Source organism: Paenibacillus sp. VT-400 (assembly GCF_001029205.1).
In the GTDB taxonomy this organism is placed as follows: Bacteria; Bacillota; Bacilli; order Paenibacillales; family Paenibacillaceae; genus Paenibacillus; species Paenibacillus amylolyticus.
Genome location: NZ_LELF01000062.1, coordinates 33,229 through 54,251, shown reverse-complemented (window position 1 = coordinate 54,251; position 21,023 = coordinate 33,229). Strand labels below are relative to the sequence as shown.

General features: G+C 47.9%; 20 protein-coding genes. 5 read left to right on the top strand and 15 right to left on the bottom strand.

Going from position 1 to position 21,023, the window contains the following annotated elements:
• The first annotated feature begins 254 nt into the window (after positions 1 to 254).
• Together EL84_RS08725 and EL84_RS08720 are read left to right on the top strand one after the other, a co-directional pair.
• Entirely contained in the window at positions 255 to 1,280 is a 1,026-nt protein-coding gene (locus tag EL84_RS08725; protein WP_036614129.1) for an alpha/beta hydrolase, read from the top strand.
• A gap of 148 nt (positions 1,281 to 1,428) precedes the next feature.
• A complete protein-coding gene (locus EL84_RS08720) occupies positions 1,429 to 2,709 on the top strand; it encodes a Fe-Mn family superoxide dismutase (RefSeq protein WP_047841406.1) in 1,281 nt (426 codons plus the stop codon).
• 147 nt (positions 2,710 to 2,856) lie between these two features.
• Here the strand turns inward: EL84_RS08720 and EL84_RS08715 are convergent, their stop codons facing one another.
• The 8 genes from EL84_RS08715 to EL84_RS08680 form a co-directional block, all read right to left on the bottom strand.
• The gene (locus tag EL84_RS08715) at positions 2,857 to 3,081 is read right to left on the bottom strand and encodes a hypothetical protein (protein ID WP_036614132.1); all 225 of its coding nucleotides are present in this window, start codon (positions 3,079 to 3,081) and stop codon (positions 2,857 to 2,859) included.
• Positions 3,082 to 3,151: 70 nt separating this feature from the next.
• On the bottom strand, positions 3,152 to 4,006 hold the full coding sequence (locus EL84_RS08710; RefSeq protein WP_082218922.1) for a biotin/lipoate A/B protein ligase family protein: 855 nt from the start codon (positions 4,004 to 4,006) through the stop codon (positions 3,152 to 3,154).
• 190 nt (positions 4,007 to 4,196) lie between these two features.
• Positions 4,197 to 4,790 carry a GTP cyclohydrolase I FolE gene (gene folE, locus EL84_RS08705; protein ID WP_036668229.1) on the bottom strand — a complete coding sequence of 198 codons (594 nt, stop codon included), beginning with the start codon at positions 4,788 to 4,790 and terminating at the stop codon, positions 4,197 to 4,199.
• Positions 4,791 to 4,894: 104 nt separating this feature from the next.
• A complete protein-coding gene (locus tag EL84_RS08700; protein WP_017690778.1) occupies positions 4,895 to 5,158 on the bottom strand; it encodes a YneF family protein in 264 nt (87 codons plus the stop codon).
• A gap of 165 nt (positions 5,159 to 5,323) precedes the next feature.
• Entirely contained in the window at positions 5,324 to 6,355 is a 1,032-nt protein-coding gene (locus EL84_RS08695) for an HD-GYP domain-containing protein (RefSeq protein ID WP_047841405.1), read from the bottom strand.
• A 15-nt stretch (positions 6,356 to 6,370) separates the two neighbouring features.
• On the bottom strand, positions 6,371 to 8,251 hold the full coding sequence (gene queG, locus EL84_RS08690; protein WP_047841404.1) for a tRNA epoxyqueuosine(34) reductase QueG: 1,881 nt from the start codon (positions 8,249 to 8,251) through the stop codon (positions 6,371 to 6,373).
• A 172-nt stretch (positions 8,252 to 8,423) separates the two neighbouring features.
• Positions 8,424 to 9,008, bottom strand: coding sequence for a signal peptidase I (lepB, locus tag EL84_RS08685; RefSeq protein ID WP_047841531.1), 585 nt, complete (start codon positions 9,006 to 9,008; stop codon positions 8,424 to 8,426).
• A gap of 347 nt (positions 9,009 to 9,355) precedes the next feature.
• Positions 9,356 to 9,781, bottom strand: a complete 426-nt coding sequence (locus EL84_RS08680; protein WP_017690782.1) for a GNAT family N-acetyltransferase — start codon at positions 9,779 to 9,781, stop codon at positions 9,356 to 9,358.
• A gap of 421 nt (positions 9,782 to 10,202) precedes the next feature.
• Here EL84_RS08680 and EL84_RS08675 point away from each other — a divergent pair, with 421 nt between their 5' ends.
• Positions 10,203 to 10,814: a superoxide dismutase gene (locus EL84_RS08675; RefSeq protein ID WP_036614138.1), complete on the top strand. Its 612-nt coding sequence runs from the start codon at positions 10,203 to 10,205 to the stop codon at positions 10,812 to 10,814.
• A 315-nt stretch (positions 10,815 to 11,129) separates the two neighbouring features.
• Here the strand turns inward: EL84_RS08675 and mutY are convergent, their stop codons facing one another.
• The gene (mutY, locus tag EL84_RS08670) at positions 11,130 to 12,497 is read right to left on the bottom strand and encodes an A/G-specific adenine glycosylase (protein ID WP_047841403.1); all 1,368 of its coding nucleotides are present in this window, start codon (positions 12,495 to 12,497) and stop codon (positions 11,130 to 11,132) included.
• Between the two features lie 29 nt (positions 12,498 to 12,526).
• Positions 12,527 to 12,925, bottom strand: a complete 399-nt coding sequence (acpS, locus tag EL84_RS08665) for a holo-ACP synthase (protein WP_036614140.1) — start codon at positions 12,923 to 12,925, stop codon at positions 12,527 to 12,529.
• A 250-nt stretch (positions 12,926 to 13,175) separates the two neighbouring features.
• On the opposite strand from acpS, the gene EL84_RS08660 reads away from it, so the two are divergent.
• Complete coding sequence (locus EL84_RS08660) at positions 13,176 to 13,991, top strand: alpha/beta hydrolase family protein (RefSeq protein ID WP_047841402.1); 816 nt, start codon at positions 13,176 to 13,178, stop codon at positions 13,989 to 13,991.
• A 158-nt stretch (positions 13,992 to 14,149) separates the two neighbouring features.
• Here EL84_RS08660 and nadE read toward each other — a convergent pair whose 3' ends face one another.
• From nadE to EL84_RS08645, 3 genes are all read right to left on the bottom strand, one after another.
• Positions 14,150 to 14,959, bottom strand: a complete 810-nt coding sequence (gene nadE, locus EL84_RS08655) for an ammonia-dependent NAD(+) synthetase (RefSeq protein WP_047841401.1) — start codon at positions 14,957 to 14,959, stop codon at positions 14,150 to 14,152.
• Between the two features lie 139 nt (positions 14,960 to 15,098).
• Positions 15,099 to 15,533 carry a BrxA/BrxB family bacilliredoxin gene (locus tag EL84_RS08650; protein ID WP_017690788.1) on the bottom strand — a complete coding sequence of 145 codons (435 nt, stop codon included), beginning with the start codon at positions 15,531 to 15,533 and terminating at the stop codon, positions 15,099 to 15,101.
• A 222-nt stretch (positions 15,534 to 15,755) separates the two neighbouring features.
• Entirely contained in the window at positions 15,756 to 17,450 is a 1,695-nt protein-coding gene (locus EL84_RS08645; RefSeq protein WP_161799412.1) for a two-component system sensor histidine kinase NtrB, read from the bottom strand.
• Between the two features lie 195 nt (positions 17,451 to 17,645).
• Here EL84_RS08645 and EL84_RS08640 point away from each other — a divergent pair, with 195 nt between their 5' ends.
• Positions 17,646 to 18,914, top strand: coding sequence for an NAD(P)/FAD-dependent oxidoreductase (locus tag EL84_RS08640; protein WP_047841400.1), 1,269 nt, complete (start codon positions 17,646 to 17,648; stop codon positions 18,912 to 18,914).
• A gap of 363 nt (positions 18,915 to 19,277) precedes the next feature.
• On the opposite strand, the gene EL84_RS08635 is transcribed toward EL84_RS08640, so the two are convergent.
• Both EL84_RS08635 and EL84_RS08630 read right to left on the bottom strand, forming a co-directional pair.
• Positions 19,278 to 19,661 carry a hypothetical protein gene (locus EL84_RS08635; protein WP_053061432.1) on the bottom strand — a complete coding sequence of 128 codons (384 nt, stop codon included), beginning with the start codon at positions 19,659 to 19,661 and terminating at the stop codon, positions 19,278 to 19,280.
• A 112-nt stretch (positions 19,662 to 19,773) separates the two neighbouring features.
• Positions 19,774 to 21,021 carry an ABC transporter permease gene (locus tag EL84_RS08630; RefSeq protein ID WP_047841399.1) on the bottom strand — a complete coding sequence of 416 codons (1,248 nt, stop codon included), beginning with the start codon at positions 21,019 to 21,021 and terminating at the stop codon, positions 19,774 to 19,776.
• Positions 21,022 to 21,023: the final 2 nt, after the last annotated feature.

The window sequence follows — 21,023 nt, the reverse complement described above, 5'->3', positions numbered from 1 at the left end:
AACGTGTAAATTTTTCCTTTTTATAAGACTTAATCCCCTGTAATTTACACACTAAGGTAATGTTACCCATATATCTTAAGAACTATATAACAATTGCGTAACAAATGCCCTCAATCAATTGACTTTGACTATATTGGAACATACGATAAAGATATATTACATTAAGATATCGCTCTGAAGCAGGCTCTGAAATCGACGCAATTCTCTTTTCATGTCGTTGTTATCTTCAACTGAACTTCAAAGGAGGGGCATTCATGTATCAATCATCCCAGAGCGAAGCCCCGCTGCAAACAAAAGTGTCCGATCTGCCCTCTTCCCTATCACCGAGGCTGATTCGGTTCAAACATATTATCGTAGCGTTGCTGCTCTCCGTTGTATTTTTTCTACTGTTTTGTTTTATTGCACTGCATGGTTATATCGCATGGGTATTATCCAATCCAACGGTAGCGCCTGTCTTCTCCAATCCGATGCAAGCCAAGAACATGAAGTATGAAGACATCACGTTCCCGGCAGCAGATGGCAGCCGCACGATGCAGGGATGGTATATTCCTGCTGACAATGCTGCAAGCAAAACGATTATTTTCAGTCACGGCTATGGTGCTAATCGTGAAGAAACATGGGTACCCATGTATGACCTGGCACACTATGCCCATCAACTTGGGTTCAACGTGGTGATGTTCGATTATGGCTTCGCCTCCCAGGTGAACAAAGCTGTGGCCACAGGTGGCAAAGCTGAGTCACAGCAATTGCTGGGTGCCATCCAGTTCGCCAAGCAACGCGGTGCACAGGAACTGGTTGTCTGGGGCTTCTCGATGGGTGCCGGTACAGCATTACAAACCGGACTTATTACGAAGGAAGTGGATGCAATGATTCTGGACAGTGCGTTCCTGCTGGAGCCAGATACGCTGTACCACAACATTCACAACCAGATCGATCTGCCACGTCAGCCTACACTGGAGATCATGAAACTGTTGTTCCCTGTTCTGAATGGTACCGGATTACAACAGATTCCATACCAGGAAGTGAAAAAGGAAGATTATCCGTTCCCGATTTTCTTCATCCATGGTACAGAGGACGAGAAGGCGCCTTATCCAATTGCGGAGCAACTCGCCGCCAACCAGACCAATCCGTACTCCGATGTATGGATTGTCCAGGATGCGCATCATGAGTTGATCTTCCGGGAGCATCCAAAGGAATATCTGCGCCGTGTCTCAACTTTTCTGAGTCATGTAACGAAGACAAGCAGTGACGATGTGCAGAACACGAATAATGGAGAATAACCAAATTTCAATCATCCGATTTTTTTCAGAGCCCTTAGGGGCTCTTTTTTTGCACTCATAGGACAACAAGCTCGCGGAATATACTCTTGGGACGCATGAACAGACGGTCTGCATGCAATGAATTTCATCTGAAGGAGGTTCAATATAGATGAACTGGTATGGATATGGTCACCTGCTGCCTCTGCGGACATTGGAGGAAATCCGTTTCTGGAAAGAGCAGGAGAAAGAACATACACTCGTCATTCGTGCCCTGGTTCCTGATCTGGAGCCCCCGTACGTCAAGCTACTGGAGGAATGGGAGGTTACCTTTGCAAACAGTGAGCGAGTAGCCAATCAGCTTTTAAAACAACTATTGCCCGCAACCCATCCACCTGCTCCCTACATGGTTCGTTGTATCGAGCAACTTGTGTTGGCAGCTCGGCAGCAATCGAGAGAGTTCATCAAACAGCTGTATGTTCTTCTGGAGCAAAGTGCTGCTGTGCAAGCTGTTCCGCTTGCCAAAGTACTCATTCTGCACTTTATCCGCGAGTCGGAGTATTTTCTGGGCGTATTGGATACGCTTGGCCAACCTGGCATCTTACGCGAAACGGATTCGGAGCCATCACTTTTTCTGGAAAATGCGTTGCATACGTCAGAGTCAGGAAGCATCCATCGCCAAGCTTCAGAAGCTCCAACTTCTCCAGAGGGAAATGTAAATGCACCTGCCGCTTCAGCTCAGATTCAATCCGCAACCATTCAACCGCCTTCTACGGGAACAACACAAGCCACACCCAGCTCTACAGCACCTCCCGTAAAAGAGAAGCCGGTTCCCATTGGAGGACACATACTGCCGCCTCTCCCCTATGCGTACAATGCGCTGGAGCCACATATTGATGAGCTGACGATGCGTATCCATCATGACAAACACCATCAATCTTATGTGGACGGACTAAATGTAGCAGAGAAAAAGCTGGCGGAATCGCGAAAAAAGAATAACTTTGAACTCATCAAACATTGGGAACGTGAACTTGCCTTCAACGGGGCAGGCCACTACCTGCATACGATCTTCTGGACAATTATGAATCCTGCTGGTGGCGGCAAACCTTCCGGTATGCTGGCAGAGCAGATCAAGCGGGATTTCGGAAGTTATGAAGCGTTTAAGAATCAATTCACAGAAGCCGCGAACAAGGTGGAAGGCAGTGGCTGGGCGATGCTTGTCTGGAGCCCGAGAGCACATCGTTTGGAGATTTTGCAGGCGGAGAAACACCAGAACCTGTCCCAGTCCGATATCGTACCGCTCCTGCCACTGGATGTGTGGGAACATGCCTACTATCTGAAACATCAGAATGAACGCAAAAAGTATATCGAGGATTGGTGGAACGTTGTCTACTGGCCCGCTGTTGCCGAGCGTTACGAAACGGCACGCAAGTTGTTGTGGCCGCCTTATTAAGCTTGGGGTTAGATGAATTAGAGAAAAAAGAGATATCTCCAGCCGAATGACTGAAAGATATCTCTTATGGTGTATACAAAAAAGCAAGCCTCTTGTAAAAAGAGACTTGCTTGTATTTTGAGAGACTTCCTATTTCTAAATGTTCACTTAAGAAGCACAGCCCTCGCACGCCACATAGTTGTCGCCAACCTGTTTGCTAATGGAGATCAGATCGCCCAGCTTGATATCAGACTCGTCTGTAAACTCCAGATCGGCTATACGTGCAACGATCAGTGCAGCAGCCTCTTCCTTGCTTGTTGCCATTTGGCTGAACTCGGATTTTTCGCCTGTTGATACAACCTCATATAAATACGTATATCTCAATGTGTCCATCCTAACACTCTCCTTCCGAAATCACATCATATCATCTCTATTAACCAATTCCAAGCCCTAGTAAAAAGTGTTAATCGTATCGCAGCTTCATCTGCTCAGCTGTCAGGCGTACTTCTTCAGAGCCAACGCTAAGCACCCTGCTGGTCTCCGCCTGCGGATAGCGATCGCGCAGTGTTCGAACCAAAGCCGCAGTATATGCCGCGGCTGAAGGTACACCTGCCAATTCTTTCAGACTTGCCATCGTGCCAGGCTGAACATCAGGATATCCTTCACTCGCCCCACCTGCTGCATGCTGATAGAATTGTCGCACGTCCGCTGCCAGTTGATCTCCCTGACCTTCCACGATGATAAAAGCCGTAATGATATACGACTTTGCCTGCCTGCGCTGGGCAATACCACAGAATTTTAGGCCACCTACACTGACATCATAATCTCCCGGGCAAAAAGCACCCTGAACCTCACCAGTTTGCGCCTGATTCGACCACGGCGTTAACGACTCGGCAATAATCGAAGCCATCTCCCGGAAATCATCATGAATATTGATGGCATGTGCGGGATTAGGCAGAATCAGCGACACATTAACTACCCCTGGGTTCAAGGGTACTGCCGCTCCACCGGAAGGCCGAACACAGACCGCTGTCCCTTGGCTTCTAATCTGTTCCATCGCTTCTACAGCCTGTGGCAACCTGCGGTCACGCAGACCCGCTACAAAGGCATCTGGGTGTCTCCATATATGTGCAACAGGTAGATGCCCTGCCCCAACCCGCCTGCACATAACTTCTTCCCAAGCAAAAGCTTCGAGTACACTACTCCCTTGTCGCATGAGTGGTGTCTCCCAGATTTGCAGACGCAATGTAGCCTGTTTTTCTGCCTGTAGTCCCTTTTCCGGCTGAACCGGTTGATCTGAATGGGAAGGCACACTCATCGTTCCATTACCTCCGGCTTAACGAATTCATATGTATCCAGTATATAGGAATGACAACGCATATATAAATAAGCCGGTTCCCAGGGAACACGGCTTATTTATATCACATCCAACGGCTTTAGAAACTGCTGCTTCCAAAACCAAAGGAACTTACACATCCGGCTTGTCCAACGAGTGGACATACCCGATCTTAATCTTTTACCAAAGACAAGAACTCCGCACGTTGTGCCGGATTCTCACGGAAAGAACCACGTACAGCAGACGTCACCGTCTTGCTTCCCGGTTTCTTCACGCCGCGGGAACACATGCACAAGTGCTCGCCTTCCACAACGACCATAACACCATGAGGTTCAACGGCCTCTGTCAGAATGTCAGCGATCTGTGAAGTAATACGCTCCTGAACTTGAAGGCGACGTGTTACTGCTTCGACCAGACGAGCCATTTTGCTCAAACCAACGATCTTGCCACTTGGTACATACCCAATGTGCACCTTGCCGAAGAACGGCGCCATGTGGTGCTCACACTGACTGTAGTAGACAATATCCTTGACGATAACCAGTTCTTCATGATTCTCGTCAAACGTGACACCAAGCACATCGCGCGGGTCTACTTCATATCCGCCAAAAATTTCTTCATACATTCGGGTCACACGTGCAGGCGTTTCAAGCAGCCCTTCACGTGTACTATCTTCTCCGATCAATTTCAGGATCTGCTCTACATGATACTCGATCTTTTCCCGATTGTCGGATACTTTTGAATTCAAATAATCTTTAACGCCAGCCACTGCCAAACGCCTCCTTTCGAACCACAATACTTTAAGAGGTTGTTCAAAAAGTACGACCCAACTTTTTGAACACGCACTTTAAGCAGTTATTCACTTAACTGCTATTATTTTCGGCGGCCCGAACTTTTACGCGCAGGATGCTGTTGCGGCTGAGGCATTTTCGCTCCTGGCTGCTGATTCTTCATCATCTGCTGGGCACGCTGCATTTGCTTGCCATTCAGGTTGTAGCCCATTTGCTTCGCCATTTTCTGAAGCATGTCCGGATTGCTTTGCATTTTCTCAAGTTGTTTACGCAAGTAGAACACCCCGATGAAAAATCCCCCGACCAGACCAACAATCAATGTAATAATCGGTATAACAATATCCATCTCTTAGACACCTCTGTATGCATTCTAAAAAGCCTGATAATCCGTGTCACTTCATGATGTTCGACACATAAGTTGTAAACCTGACACAGAGCGGATTTCCTGAAAGTATCATAGCATTTCCGCACGCCTTGAGCAAACGGATTTTCCAGTTGAACCGCACACAAGCTACGTCATGACAGCTTCAATGAAAACGGTTGTATGCTGAGCCAGATCGATTTCAACCACATCCAGAGAATAACGCGTACTTCCGCGCGCCACCCTGATTACAGGTCTGCCGGGCAATCCCCGATGTTGACGCACAATGACTCCAGTCTCTTTGGTAGACAGTCTTACCGCTGTACCATTGGGATACACGGATACACTCTTGTTGAACTCAATCAGAATGTCCCGATCCAGCTTTGTACCAGACAACGCCATCATCTCTTCACAGGCCTCATGTGGCATCAAACTGTCCTTGGATAAACCATTAATGAGATTATCATAGATATTAGCCACACTAACGATTCTCGCAAACAGATGAATGTCACTCCCCTTGATCCCTCTCGGCATGCCTGTACCATCTACATGCTCATGATGTTGCAAGGCCGTATGGGCGACCAACAGACTGAACTCCCGTTTGTTCTTAATCACTTCGAATCCACGCCATGTATGATGCAGCGAAGAATTTGCAGCAGAGCCACTGCCAGGAGGTTCCCCCACTTTGCCAATATCATGCAATAATGCCCCCACAGCAAGGTCCTTCAGTTGATTATAGTTGAGTCCCATATTCAGTCCGATGACCGAAGACAACAAACATACATTCATCGCATGAACATACTGTGCATTGTCTTTGGTACGAATATCGGTGAGCTGCACAAGCATTTCACGCCCGTTCAGTACATCATTCAGCAACTTCTCTATACTGAGGGCAACTTTTTTCGGACTCCAGTCTTTCCCGGATCGAATGGATTCGAGTGTGACACTCATTTCGTTAATTATTGCCCGTTTCGTGGTTTCATCCAGAATGTCTTCTGCATCCACATCTTTATACGCTTCATCCTGGATGTATAACATGGTCACGCCAATACGCTTCAGCGTATTGACCATGTATACGGTGAGCTGGACTCCGGCAGACAGCAATACCGTGCCGTTACTGGAATATACCGTCTTGCCCAGAAGCTCCCCCGCTTCCACGCTCTCCACGTTTACATACTTCATGAACGTCCCCCGCTCTTACGATAGCTGCTCCAATGCGAGCAATTGCTCCTTGGTTTGCAGACCGCCTACATAACCCACCAGGGTACCGTCTTTACCACTGATACGGTGACAGGGAATAATAATCGGAATCGGATTCTTGCTAATGGCGTCCAGAACTGCACGAACAGCCTTGGGTCTGCCGATGATTTCCGCAACCTGTTGGTGTGATGAGGCCTCTCCATAAGATATATCGGACAGAACTTGCCATACTTGTAGTTGGAATGGTGTTCCAAGCCGATCAAGCTGCAAGTTGAACGTTTTTCTCTCCCCTGCAAAATACTCCTTTAACTGCTTTGCAGCTTCGCTGAGCTTCTCTTCATTCTTCTCATATCGATACTCGCCAATCCAGATGCGGGCCCATTGTTGCAGATGAGCTTCGCGTACGTGAAAGGCGCCAAAATCAATGTGACACAGCCCTTCATCCGTCGCGCATAACGTAAGAGTACCAATCGGTGTCAGTACCTCATCGTAGTATACGGGCTTGCCATGAAGACCCGTAACGGCTGAAGGTTTCCACGCTGCGGCTTCCGGTTTGTCAGGCTGTGCAGACTGCTCACTACCCGGTTCAATCCCGGCTTCCATTTTCAAATCCTGTTGTAACGCACGTAAGGCATTGTTCTCGTTGTTCTGTTCCTCTGGCTGCTTCTCACTCACTTGTCCAGCCTGTGGCTGTTTGGGTAAGGTCTCGGACGAACTCAGTCGCTCCTCGGCCTTCTGCAGCATGCTTAGTACGTTCCCATCTTGTTCGTTAGCGGCAGCTTCCCCAATTGCTCTCATGGCGTCTTCTCCTCCAATTCTGCTTAACGCCCAGGCTGCGGTTCCCCGCAACTCGGGGCGCGGATCACGTTTTAATACTTCTGTAAGTTTGGGTACAGCACTTTTGTCTTTGAAATTGCCCAGGGCAATAACAGCGTTGCGTTGAATCGGCTTTTTGCCCCGCCAAGCGGCGGAACTCTGACCGAAACGTTCCTTGAATTCCCGGTTACCGATGTCCAGCAGCGGCAGCAGGAGTGGCTTCACAATCTCCGGATCGGGGTGAAACTCGGGATGGTGATCCCAGTTCTTGCCCCGGTTCTTCGGACAGACAATCTGACACGTGTCACAACCGTACAGACGGTTGCCTATTTTCAGCATAAATTCTTCATCCACGAACCCTTTCGTCTGGGTTACAAAAGAAATACAGCGCTGTGCATTCAACTGCCCCGGCCCCACTAATGCTCCTGTAGGACAGGCATCGATACATTTTGTACATTCACCGCAGTCTTCGGTCACAGGTGTGTCTGGTTGAAAAGGAATATTCGTTACCAGTTCTCCGAGGAAAATCCATGAACCGAATTTGGGTGATATAATGGCACAGTTTTTGGCACTAAAACCAATCCCCGCACGCTGGGACACCGCACGATCCACCAATGCTCCGGTGTCTACCATGCTTTCGATCATGGCTTCAGGTACGCGTTCCTTTATAAAATTGATCAACTTGTCCATCGCTGCACGCAGGACCTGATGATAATCCTGACCCCAAGCCGAACGGGCAAAAATGCCTCGATACGCACCAGGCTCCGATTTCGGCGGATTCACCATTTTGGATGGGTATGCCACGGCTATCGCAATAAGTGAAGCGGGCTCGCCATCTTTTAAGGCGGGGTGCACCCTTTTTTCAATATCCGGCTCTTCAAAACCTGAAGCATACCCTTTATCCCGCGACTGCTCCAGCAGCGACTTCAGGGAAACAAAGGGATCAGCCGAAGCAAAACCGATATCATCAATGCCCAGTCCGGGGCCAGCTGCCTTGATCTCCTGTTTTAACTTTTCCCATACGGAGGCATCCTGTGCTGCCCCGGTCTGTACGCTCGTCATTTCTCTTCCCTCTCTTCTTCCGACACTTATTCCGTAAATAGTGAACGCCCGCCTCACGGTAAGAGGACAGGCGTTAATTTCTATATATGCCTTGCATACTTGAATTCAAACGGAACGAGCTCTATATGGTTTAACGCAAAATGCAGTCTGAAGTTGTTGTCCTGTAAGCATTTTACAATTTCTTCAATTCAGAAAACGGCCAGAAAATAAATTCAGCCTTGCCTACAATCTGGTTGGATGTAATACTGCCAAACACTCGGCTATCCTTACTTTTGCCTTCATGACGATTATCCCCCATCACGAAGAAATGATCCGGCTCCAAGGTGATTGGGCCAAAATCTGGGTCCTGCACCTCAATATCGGTGTACGTTTCAGCTTGTTGCTCGCCGTTCACATATAGATGGTGATCCCTAACTTCAATTGTATCTCCCGGAAGTCCAACGATCCGTTTCACCAGAAAATCCTTCTTCTCCACACCTTCGCTTGGATCACGAAGTACGATCACATCTGATCGGGAAGGATTACCCAGATGGTATACGATTTTGTTGACGAAAAGGCGATCTCGCTCAACCAGTGTCGGCTGCATGGACTGTCCCTTGACCATTGACAGATTAAACACAAACAGGTTCAGCAGCATCATAATTACAAAAGCAACAACAATCGTTTTGACCCAGTCCCACAGCTCGACAACCCAGGATTTCCCCGGTTGTTCAGGCTTTGACGGTTCATTACGTTGCTCGGAAGTCACATGTTCCATTGAATGATTATTGGAATTCAAAGGGACACCTCATTTATTAAATAGTTGAATTAAACTTGTAACATGGTAACCATACTCCCTTTCAGTCTACTCCATTTGGGAGAGTGAAACAATTGGTTATGAGCACCAATACCTTGGTTATCGTGAATACAGCCGGGATAGTCAGGGTGATTTAAATAGAATTCAGGCACTCCGAAGCATGTTCAGAAAATGAGGAAACCAGAGGAATATGACGTGAAGAACACTCATATAAATAGAAAGGCACATCCCTCACGTTCTTACACGTTAAAGAGATATGCCTAATATGAAATGAAAATCTTTTTTTTATTTCTTTTTAAACATGCAAACTAAGCTTTGGACAAAATACTAAGAGTCTGGAAAGCGCTCATAATCTGATTGGCACCGTAACCCATTGCTTCATATAGAGGCATGGCTACTTTGTTGTGCTCATCACCCGCCACCCACACTTGGCTGACTTTACGCTGCTGGAACCGCTGTTCCATAGCCTCGACAAGTGTTTTGCCGACTCCACGGCGACGATAGTCTGGATGTACCGCAATACGGTAGATACAACCCTGGTTGTGATCAATCGTACCGATCAAAGCGCCTACGAGGTCTCCCTCTTCTTCCGCAACCATGATCAGGTCAGAATCCCATGACAATTGACGGGCAAACGGGCCCATCGTGTTCTCATAACACTCTTCCGATAGTGCAACCTGGAGAAGCTCCGTCATCTGGCTTGCATCACTCAACTGAAAGGAACGAACGTGCATGTCTTAAATCTCCCTTTTCGTTAGCTTAGATGAGGTTTTTTACAAAAAGGGAATCCCTTTTTACCAAAAACCCAATGTTCATATAATGACAAAAAACGAGAAAATACCGCTTCTTCGTCAATTAAACCATACTTTTCTCCATAAAACACGCATTTTCTTTTGAAAGCGCTTAATTGTAACCGTTTACATACGAATATTAAACTTTTCATCCATTTAAACGTCTGAAAACACATAAATAGTTGCATAAAGGGTAAAATATGTTTGTTATCTCTGGCCCATCATTAGATCAACGCCTCGGGGGACTTAATAAACAAAAATGTTGCTTAATTAGCTCGAATGCGGTTTAATATTAGTGGCAAGGGTATTATTACATATGTACCTGTTTTCAAAAAAAACCTAAAATCTCAGGAGGTATTTCATTATGACTTTTCAATTACCAGCACTTCCTTACGCTAACGACGCACTGGAACCACATATCGATGCAAAAACGATGGAAATCCACCACGATCGCCATCACAATACTTATGTAACTAACTTGAACGCAGCTCTGGAAAGCGCTCCTGAACTGCAAGAAAAAAGTTTGGAAGATCTGATTGCTAACCTTGACAGCGTACCTGAAGGCATCCGCACAGCGGTTCGCAACAATGGTGGTGGACATGCTAACCACAGCTTGTTCTGGGAAATCATCGGACCTAACGGCGGCGGCGCTCCTACAGGCGATATCGCAGCAGCTATCGATAGCGAACTGGGCGGCTTTGACAAATTCAAAGAAGATTTCGCTAAAGCAGCTACAACTCGTTTCGGTTCCGGCTGGGCTTGGCTCGTAGTTGGTAAAGATGGTAAGTTGTCCATCACTAGCACACCTAACCAAGACAGCCCTCTCTTCGAAGGTCTGACTCCGGTTCTGGGTCTGGATGTATGGGAGCACGCTTACTACCTGAACTACCAAAACAAACGTCCTGACTACATTGCCGCTTTCTGGAATGTAATTAACTGGGATGAAGTGAACAAACGTTACGCTTCTGCAAAATAAGACTGTTAGCATGCAACTGTTAACATAAAAGAGAGCCTGATTCGGTCATCATGACCGTGATCAGGCTCTCTTTTTGCTATCACTATAGTTATAGTTAATGGGTGTTTTGTTTCTAACGAACCTAGGACACGTTATTGCTCCATATTTCATCGTATCGCTAACCTAACGAATCTCAGAGTAGCTATTTCCCCAAATACGGGCTTTGATGCGCACTTTTGGGTTGATTGGCTATGATAACGTCACTCAGGTTCGTTAGAATTTATAATTGTGGTTTATCCACATGATAAGACCTCTGGAGTTCGTTAGCTCCCCCATTTAATCATTCACTTGATCATACGCCCCGGCAAAATAACTGCTGATCAGCTTCAGGAAGATATTCGGGAATGCCATCTTGTCCATATCTTCCGGTCCGATCCAGCGGTAGGTCAAGCCATCGCCTTTACCTGTCAGTGTCGGAGTGCTCAGCGCTAGGTCACTACCGTCAGATGATGACATCAACATCTCTCCATCGTTAAGCGATGTTGAAATGTTCTGCGCATTAGGCGTGCCTGGCTCCGATGAATGCGTCGTGTCTGACTCAGGTGACACAGTTGACGATGAGGCTGTGCCCTCCCTTGTTGCCGCCTGTGCATCGTAGGCGGCTCTGGCTTCCGCTGCGATCAGCGGAAGCTCACTGCTCTGGTCCTGCTCGGTACACTTGTACACCTGCAGGCTCCAGACAATGTGGCTGAACACATGCTCCGCATGGGTAGCCAGCCCTTCCGGGCGGGCAGCAAAGCCTTCCGCCCACAGACTGCCGGCCAGCAATGCCATGGCCGGCTCATCCGCCAGCGGCGCCGCCTTCTTGCTCGCTGTGGCGGGCGCCGCGAGCACATGCGGCAGCTCCCACATGCGGGCCAATAGGCCCGTGTCTGGGCGCTGGCGCACAAGCACTTGGCCGCGATGAGCACCGCGGCCCTCCACAATCGCGACCAGCCGCTGCTCAGGGCGCGGCGGCTTCGCCTTGGTCTTGACCGGCAGTGTAAGCTCTCTTCCGGCGATACGGCCGGAACATTGCTCCATGACCGGGCAAGTCAGGCAGTGCGGCGCTTTGGGTGTACACACCAGCGCGCCAAGCTCCATCAGCGCCTGATTGAAATCACGCGCCCGCCCTTCCGGAATGAGCTCTCCTGCGAGCTCTTCCATCAACACCCGGGTGCTGCCCTTCATAATGTCCTCATCGATGAGGAAGTATCGGGACAGTACCCGCATGACATTGCCATCTACCGCAGGTTGCGGCTGATTGAAGGCAATGCTGAGAATGGCCCCGGCAGTATACGGGCCCACTCCTTTTAATGCAAAGACAGCCGGCTTGTCCTGCGGCATCTCGCCTCCGTGCAGCTCCATGACTTGTCTCGCGGCTGCCTGAAGATTACGTGCACGGGAGTAATAACCGAGTCCCTCCCAATTTTTCAACACATCCTCTTCGGGTGCCTCCGCTAACGCTTGCACGGTCGGGAAATTCCCGATAAAACGATTGAAATACGGAATTACCGTATCGACCCGAGTCTGCTGAAGCATAATCTCCGATACCCATGTGAAATACGGATTGTTGTGGCGACGCCACGGCAAATCCCGTCGGTTGACCATATACCAGTCCAGCAAATTCACGCTGAAATGTTGTTTCTGTTCTTGTAAACCCATATTTCCGTCCTCTCCTATTGCCAAGCTAACTACTTTTCCATCTGCTCCACGATCGCAAAGGCCGCTGCCAATTCCGTCTGATGCGTAATGCTCAAATGAATGTCATATTGCTTATCGTATGGCAGCTGCAGACGTTCCCAGGCTTGACTGGACAGCGAGGCCACTGGACGTCCTGTCCCATCAGGTAGCACCTCAATGTCAGTGAAGCCCATGACACCACCAATACCGCAGCCAAATGCCTTAGACACCGCTTCTTTCGCTGCAAATCGACCGGATACAAACTCCGTCATCCGCTTCCCTCGACGAACTGCGATCTCCCGCTCTGCTGGCGTTAAAATTCGTTTTATGAAAGCTTCCGCATGGCGACCGGACAGCAGCTTCCGCATACGTCCAATCTCCAACACATCATTACCTATGCCATATATCATCAACGCTTCACCCGCTTAATCTTTTATACTGTAAGAGGTTATTCAAAAAGTCCCATCTTCTCGGTACTGAAAACCGCTCTTTTTGAACCTTCATTGTAAAAGATCTCCATTCAATCACATGATCCGTAACTCTCCGAACACGTATTCTATTGTAGCAGGAGGGGCGATCAGAAGCGAGTACCTATCCGCATTACCATATATGCTAAAATATGAATCAGGAATCGTCTGAAATTCTTAGGAGGTCTGAATAATGCCCATAACTTTTGAATTGCCCACTGACGTAGATGCGATCATTCGCGGAGACTTTTTCCCTGCACAACAACCCGCTCAAGGTGTCATCGTTCTGTCTCACGGATACAAAGGCTTCAAAGACTGGGGCATGTTCCCCTATACAGCTTCACAGCTAAGCCAGACTCATCATGTGCTGACCTTTAATTTCTCTCACAACGGTATCGGCGAATATCTGGAGCAATTCTCTGAACTTGAAAAGTTCGCAGTGAATACCTACAGCCGGGAGCTTGCCGATCTGGCCCTGGTACTGAAACATGTGGCTACACAACCTGAACTCACTGGACTTCCTGTATACCTGGTTGGTCATAGCCGCGGTGCGGGTGTAAGTCTCGTCTATGCACTGGATCATCCCGAGCAGGTGGCAGGTGTCATCTCCTGGAATGGCGTAACCAATCTGGATCTCTTCACAGCGGAGCAAAAAGAAGAGATGCGTACGCATGGTCGCAGCCATGTCGTTAACGGACGAACAGGCCAGCAGATGCCACTGGACGTGGCTATTCTGGAAGACCTGGACAAGCATAGCGAACGTTACGCTATCATTGATCGCTTGGCTTCTTCACATGTGCGAGTTGCACTCATTCAGGGAACAGAAGATCCACAGCGTCTGAGGGACGGTTCTGCCGCACTTGTGCAAGCGCGCTCTGATATCCCATGGCACCAGATTCCTGATGGGAACCATACCTTTAATACGGTACATCCATTTAAAGAAACCACTCCGCAACTGGAGCAAGCCATCACCCAAACCCTGCAACAGATCAAAGAATGGAATAGCTAACTCATCTTTAATATAGTAGTCACCTGGATTTTGCGGTTTCTTGTTCCACATAACAAAAGAGTCACTGCGTGAGCAGTGACTCTTTTGCATTCCCTAAGAGGGACGTTATTTCAATGTTGGTGTTAAAAGCTTATAACGATCATGCTCATCCACCCGTATTAGATACCAGGAATGGCATTGCGTTTGTGATGTGTGCGCGTATAGAACGCTTCAAGGCGCTCTTGTGCAGCCGGATCGATCTGTTTGCCTTCGAGATAGTCGCTGTTCGCTTCATACGAAATTCCCAGCTCATCTTCGTCCGTCTGACCTTCCCATAGCCCTGCCGATGGTGCTTTGTCCAAAATAGCCTGTGGCACATTCAGATATGCTGCCAGCTGGCGTACCTGACGTTTGTTCAGGGTGCTCAGTGGCGTGATATCCACAGCACCGTCGCCCCATTTGGTATAGAAGCCCGTGATGGCTTCGGACGCATGATCCGTACCTACAACGAGCAGGTTCTCTTCAAACGAAAGCGCATATTGCATAACCATACGAGTTCTTGCCTTCACATTACCTTTGCCTTGGTGAGTCATATGGCGTGGGCTGCCCAAGGATTTGAAACCTTGCTCCACTTCCAGCGCAATCTCGTTCACTGCATCTTCGATATTGGTTTCCACGACATGCTTCAGATCGTATGCTTTGGCTACCGCGTAGCTGTGATCGATATCGGATTGTTCACCATAAGGTTGGAACACACCAAGCGTTTTGTACTCTTGGTTGTTCTCTTGCGTGAGCTCGTCCGTCGCTTTTTTGCAAAGCGCCGTAGCCACTGCACTGTCAATACCGCCACTGATTGCAATCAGCAAACCCTTGGCACCCGCATTTTTCACATACGTCTTCAGAAAATCAACACGCTTGCGTACTTCCTCTTCTTCATTAATGCTTGGTTTAACCTTCAATTCAGCGATGATCTGTTGTTGCAAACTCATCGTTCACACACCCCGTTTCTAAATGAATGAAATTTGATGTCCAGCTTGAAAGGTCCGAATGGTTCAATAACCTTATCTATCCAAAATGAAACGCCCCGGCATCGGTGATCCGAAGGGCGGGGCGTTCTATTGGAGCGAATTAACGGCAGTAACGGTCAAATGCACTTTTGAGATCAGCCGCAATATCCTCTGCAGAACGGTCTTCCACTTGATGACGCTCGATAAAGTGAACGAGTTCTCCGTCTTTCATCAGAGCGATGGACGGTGAAGATGGAGGATACGGTGCAAAGAATTCACGTGCTTTTGCAGTTGCTTCTTTGTCCTGACCAGCAAATACAGTGTACAGGTGGTCCGGTGTAATATCGTGCTGCAGTGCTTGGGACACACCTGGGCGACATTGACCTGCGGCACATCCGCATACAGAGTTAATGACAACCAGCGCTGTTCCTTTTGCATCCGGAAGACTTGCTTCCACTTCTTCAGGAGTACGCAACTCCTGGATTCCTAGACGAGTTAAATCATCCCGCATCGGTTGAACCATATCTTTCATGTATTGATCAAATGACATCGACATTCGGTTTCACTCCTTATAAATGGTTGTTCTATGATCTCGATAAAATTAAAGGCCAATAAACTCTCCAAAACAACGTTACATTCATATCGAACATTATGGATGTAATGATGTGCTATTCCTATTATACATCCATAAGCAATGAAAGCAAGATTCAGAAACCGCCTGCGGAAAGGCTTCTTCCATAATATTATGTCTCAATGTCTGGCAAAATATGCTGAATGACTAACGTTCAAATGCCACTTTGAAGGTCGTGCCCTGGCCTTCCTCCGATTCCACAGTAATGGTTCCATTATGTCGTTCCACAATACTTAGGCACATGGACAATCCAAGTCCGGTTCCCTTGGCTTTTGTGGTATAGAAAGGTTCAAACAGCTTTTCCTTCTTCACTCTGGGTAGACCAGGCCCTGTGTCACGTACACACAGTTCCACTTTGTCATCGACTATCCGCGTCTCCAGCGTAAGCACGCCCTTCTCATTCATGGCTTCCATCCCGTTACGGGCCAGATTGAGTACCACCTGTTTGATTTCCTTTGGATTGAGGTGCAACTTCGGTACATTATGGTCCAGCATAAGTTCAATACTCTGACCACGCAGGTTCGCATCGGCCCACAACAATGGACTGAGTTCATGAATGATATCATGCAGCTGGGATTCCTCTTTTTCCGCAATCCGATCCTGGGCCAGCGATAGAAAATCATTAATGATACTATTCGCCCGATCCAATTCTTCCAGGACGATCCGGTAGTAATGATCAAGGGAATCCGGACTCTTCTCCTGCATGAGTTGAAGAAAACCACGTACAACCGCCATAGGATTACGCACCTCATGCGTAATGCTTGCAGCCATCTGCCCCACCAGACTGAGACGATCCACATTATCCAGTTCACTTCGCAACATCTCAAGCTCCGTGATATCCTGAATAATCAGCATGGCTCCTGTAACTTCTCTCGCAGACTCTGTTGAAAAGGCATAAATCGGTACGGTTCGGGATTGAAATACGTATGCACCGTAACGAACGGTCAACCCACTAATCTCACCATGAACGACGGCTCTGCGAATGCTTTTATCCATCTTGTCCGCCTGACCTTGTTCAACAAATTGACTGGCAGGCTGTCCAATGAGATCAGGCGTGGAGGTACAAGGTAGCTGCTCCCTTGCCGTTTGCTCCATCATCTCATTGACAAACATCACTGTGCCTTGTTTATCTACGGTGGCAATGGAGAGAGGCACTGCGTTCAGAATCTGATGAAGTTTCTCCGTTTCGGCTATGTATCGGTGGTGGACTTCCGAGAGATGCTGTTCCAGCCCGCGATAGTGCTTCATCCGTTCCAGCCATAGCAGACTCAGACTACCCGCAACAATGGCTCCAGCGGTATATCCAAGTGCTGTAAGTATTATGTAGGTCGCAGAGTAAGTGGATTCATTCTGGAGGGATGCGATCCATAACAGACTCGTTACAACCAGTTCCATTGTAATCAGGATGATGAGGATCGCCATTTTGCGTGAAGGTGTATTATGCTTGAATCGTTTGGCAGACAACCATACAATAGGATAGAGAAGAATGCCCGTATGAAGGAGAAATCCGTACAGATCATAGGAATGCGCAAAAAGGAAATAGAAGAGAATATGTAGTATGGACAGCGTTAAGCCTATAACGGACTTACAATATAAAATAACAAGTATTACAGGTACGATGCTTAGTGATATGGGTACAGTCACTGGACTCCCGTGAAGCGCGAACAGCAAACACAATAGCATGCTCGCGACACTCGTCACAGCAAAAACGGTCTGCATCATTCCGGCCTGTTCCAGCTTGGCCACAGCCCGCTTGGAGAGCCCCAGATGGAATAAGGGAATCAGGTATACCGCCGCCCCCGCCAGCAGTACTTGTAAAAGAATGTCCTTTAACGCAACCACAATGCCATCTCCTCCTCTACCTGCACATTCCCTCATGTATTTCTGATTAAAACATAGGCGACAGTATATTACAATATATCCCTTGAGACTCCATAATAGAACTACTCATAACTCCATTATATTTCAGAAAAAGCCAGAAGTAGACACGGTTTACGTAAAACAGACAAAATCAATGAAAAAAGAGGGTAATAACATATGTATGATGTCATTGTAATTGGTGGTGGATCTGCGGGCCTGATGGCTTGCGTTGCTGCTGCCGAGCACGGAGCCTCCGTGCTTCTGCTGGATAAAGGAGATCAACTGGGTCGTAAACTCGGCATCTCTGGCGGAGGTCGATGCAATGTAACCAACGCCAAGGAAACGGATGAACTCATCCGACATATTCCGGGTAATGGACGCTTTTTATATAGTTCGTTTCAGAATCTGGACAACCAGGGAATCATGCGTTTCTTCGAAAATCTCGGAATTGCCCTGAAAGAAGAAGACAACGGCAGAATGTTCCCTGTAACCGATAAAGCGAAAACAGTCGTGGATGCGCTGGTAGGAAAGATTGTTTCCCTCGGCGTTGAGATTCGCACCAAAGAACCGGTCAAGGAAATTATTCAGAACGGTCAGCAGGTACAGGGTGTTAAATTGATGTCCGGTAAAACCATTCTTGGGCGCTCTGTGATCATCGCTACCGGAGGCAAATCCGTACCCCAAACCGGATCAACCGGAGACGGTTATCCCTGGGCTGAGGCTGCGGGTCACACCATTACAGAGTTATATCCAACCGAAGTGCCCATTGTGTCTGGGGAGAGTTGGATTCAATCCAAAGAACTGCAAGGTTTGTCTTTGAGGGATATCGCTCTATCCGTAGTGGATGCCAAAGGAAAAACGGTCATCTCCCATCGCGGGGATATGATCTTCACGCATTTTGGAGTGTCCGGACCCGTCGCACTGCGCTGCAGCCAATTTATCCGCAAGGTTCAGATGAAGTCTGGAAACCCACAGGTCATTATGAGCATTGATCTGTTCCCGGAGCTGTCCCCAGGTGCATTGGAAGCACAGGTGCAACAAGTATTGGAACAAGAATCCCGCAAGGCTGTCAAAAACATTTTAAAAACATGGGTTCCTGAACGTATGATTCCCTTAATGATGAAACGGGCAGAGATCAGCGATGACCTCACGTTCCACCATTTTCCCAAAGGTATGTTAAGCAACTTGTGCGGGCTAATGAAAGCTTTTACCTTCCGTGCAGACGGAACGAGATCGCTCAAAGAAGCCTTCGTTACTGGGGGGGGAATCCACTTAAAGGAGATATACCCAAAAACAATGGAATCCAAGCTGCTGCCTGGACTATTCTTTTGCGGTGAAGTTTTGGATATTCACGGCTACACCGGAGGGTATAATATCACCGCTGCATTCTCCACAGGATATACGGCTGGCATGCATGCGGCTGAATATAAACACGTTACATCATAATAGAGGTTGTTCAAAAAGTCCGCTTTTGATTACGAATCATGCCTAATGGCATCATCAGCATCGAATATGAAATTCAGCCGAAATAGGTTGATGCTTACGAAGTATGTTTCCTTCAGAAACATTGTAGTTGCTCACGTAGTTTTCCCTACGCTCCGCTACTCCATTTCTAGCTTCATTCCATCTTCTCGGTACTGAAAACCGAACTTTTTGAACTCTCACTACTAGGTATTACACCTTTTAACCCGATAATGAATTAGCTCAGATGCCCAAAAACCCGATATCCACTATTGTGGAAGATCGGGGTTTTTGGGCATTGTTCCATTTTAGAAAGATTGGCTCAAACTGCTCTTAGCTTGTGATGCTCTATGCTTTCACACTGCCTGAGAATCCATCAGCCGAATCATCGTATGTCGGGTCATCGCTATAGTTATGTCTGCCTTGCTCCGTCTGGCTTCCCTGGTTTTGGCTCGCATAACCCTCATGCCAGTCTTCATTCACGAGATGAGCCGGAATTGATATATTCTGAAACTGATCCAGCTCTTCCGTTTGTGAGGCAAACACGGCACTTCCTCCATGAGATTGTACAATCTCTACGGCAGACTGAGGATCTTGGCGATCTGTAGGGATGTACAATTCCAGCGGACCGGACTGATACGGCTTATATCCCAATTCCTCCAAGGTTGCCCTGGCGGCATTCAACGCTGAATCGTCTGAAAAATGCACCTGTAGTTCGCTATTATCCATCATCGTCTCTTCCTCCTTGCTACAGCTAATCTCTCATCATCCATAGATGAGATTCTTCTTCTATAGCATGGGCAGATATAGCGCACGATATGCTCCGAATTAGAAAGGAATTCCTTTAGGCCCGGGTCAGCCGGACCCATCCGGCAATAGATAAGACGCAGAGTCCGAAGGCCACCGCACCTGCAGCTGTCAGAATACCGACGATCCAGCCGAGCCAGGCCAATCCCAGCGTGAATCCCATAAGAATACCAATCGGGACAAACAACATCCGAACCATCATTGAACCTGCAAGATGCAGCGCCTCCGAGTCATATGTTATAAGCTCAACATAGTCGGACGTGGCAAAAACATCCCAAGAACGATAAAACATCACCGTCAACATGATGATTAATAACGCACACACAATGATATTGACCGGAAAAGGTGGTAAGGCAACTGCTGCGATGGATAGTCCGCCAAGCTGCAGATACAATTTCATCGTGGCCGAGTTCCTGAAAAATGCCTTGAATGCAATCTCCGCTGTCCGATTCGCGATGGAACGATTACGTAACAGTTTACGCGGTTTACGGAAGATGATGGACCGTGTTCGTGGGGCTTTCGGCTTGCTCACCGCCCGGCTTAACATTAGAGCTGTAAGCTGCAGCCTGCTCCGCAGATCCTCTCGCACATCCCCTTCAAACGTTCCCTTCATCAATAGCCTCATCTGCCCGACTGTAATCAGAAGAAGCATGATAATTACGATTCCAACACTGATTTTCCACGTCTGTCCATGCATCCATGATGTCGCATGAATGGTCATATAACCTATGCCAATAACGAGAGGGATCATCTGAATCCAGCGTCGCCATCCAGTATGTCGAACCTTCGTCATATGTAGTGTTATGGCTTGGAATGAAGTTACCGCACCAAGCCAGACAGCCATAAGTGCAATCTGGAGATTCGACATCTCATAGACACGGGACCACAGGGGTGCGGTCAGCGCTGTAATCAGGATCATTTTGCCCAGATGTTGCAGACAGGACCGGTAGAGCCCTTGCCTCATTAGCGTTCGCATCCACAACGGTCTTGATTTCAAAAACAATACATCCGCTTCCTCCACAAATATCAACACACCACCGGTAAGCATAACCACGTCGATCAGCCCAGTCAGTACGGGGAGCGGTAATCCTGTCGCCCATGCAGGTAGCGGTTTGGTCCACAGACTCGTGTACCATCCAATCAGATAGAACAGACCCGGAACAAGCAAATATACCCATACGGTCCAATCCACGACGAGTCTGAGATTTTTCATCTGTTCCCTGAAATGTTCTTTGCGTCTTCGTCTGTATAAACGAAGTGGGGTATAACGCTGGGAAGTTTCCATTC

Coding starts and splice junctions, on each gene's coding strand:
- mutY (WP_047841403.1), bottom strand. CDS start 12,497: ATGGGTTTACAAGAACAGAAACAACATTTCAGCGTGAATTTGCTGGAC.
- EL84_RS08700 (WP_017690778.1), bottom strand. CDS start 5,158: ATGGATATTGTTATACCGATTATTACATTGATTGTTGGTCTGGTCGGG.
- EL84_RS08695 (WP_047841405.1), bottom strand. CDS start 6,355: ATGAAGTATGTAAACGTGGAGAGCGTGGAAGCGGGGGAGCTTCTGGGC.
- EL84_RS08650 (WP_017690788.1), bottom strand. CDS start 15,533: ATGTCGATGTCATTTGATCAATACATGAAAGATATGGTTCAACCGATG.
- EL84_RS08640 (WP_047841400.1), top strand. CDS start 17,646: ATGTATGATGTCATTGTAATTGGTGGTGGATCTGCGGGCCTGATGGCT.
- nadE (WP_047841401.1), bottom strand. CDS start 14,959: ATGAGTTTGCAACAACAGATCATCGCTGAATTGAAGGTTAAACCAAGC.
- acpS (WP_036614140.1), bottom strand. CDS start 12,925: ATGATATATGGCATAGGTAATGATGTGTTGGAGATTGGACGTATGCGG.
- EL84_RS08725 (WP_036614129.1), top strand. CDS start 255: ATGTATCAATCATCCCAGAGCGAAGCCCCGCTGCAAACAAAAGTGTCC.
- EL84_RS08660 (WP_047841402.1), top strand. CDS start 13,176: ATGCCCATAACTTTTGAATTGCCCACTGACGTAGATGCGATCATTCGC.
- EL84_RS08710 (WP_082218922.1), bottom strand. CDS start 4,006: ATGAGTGTGCCTTCCCATTCAGATCAACCGGTTCAGCCGGAAAAGGGA.
- EL84_RS08715 (WP_036614132.1), bottom strand. CDS start 3,081: ATGGACACATTGAGATATACGTATTTATATGAGGTTGTATCAACAGGC.
- EL84_RS08675 (WP_036614138.1), top strand. CDS start 10,203: ATGACTTTTCAATTACCAGCACTTCCTTACGCTAACGACGCACTGGAA.
- EL84_RS08680 (WP_017690782.1), bottom strand. CDS start 9,781: ATGCACGTTCGTTCCTTTCAGTTGAGTGATGCAAGCCAGATGACGGAG.
- queG (WP_047841404.1), bottom strand. CDS start 8,251: ATGACGAGCGTACAGACCGGGGCAGCACAGGATGCCTCCGTATGGGAA.
- EL84_RS08635 (WP_053061432.1), bottom strand. CDS start 19,661: ATGATGGATAATAGCGAACTACAGGTGCATTTTTCAGACGATTCAGCG.
- lepB (WP_047841531.1), bottom strand. CDS start 9,008: ATGGAACATGTGACTTCCGAGCAACGTAATGAACCGTCAAAGCCTGAA.
- EL84_RS08630 (WP_047841399.1), bottom strand. CDS start 21,021: ATGGAAACTTCCCAGCGTTATACCCCACTTCGTTTATACAGACGAAGA.
- EL84_RS08720 (WP_047841406.1), top strand. CDS start 1,429: ATGAACTGGTATGGATATGGTCACCTGCTGCCTCTGCGGACATTGGAG.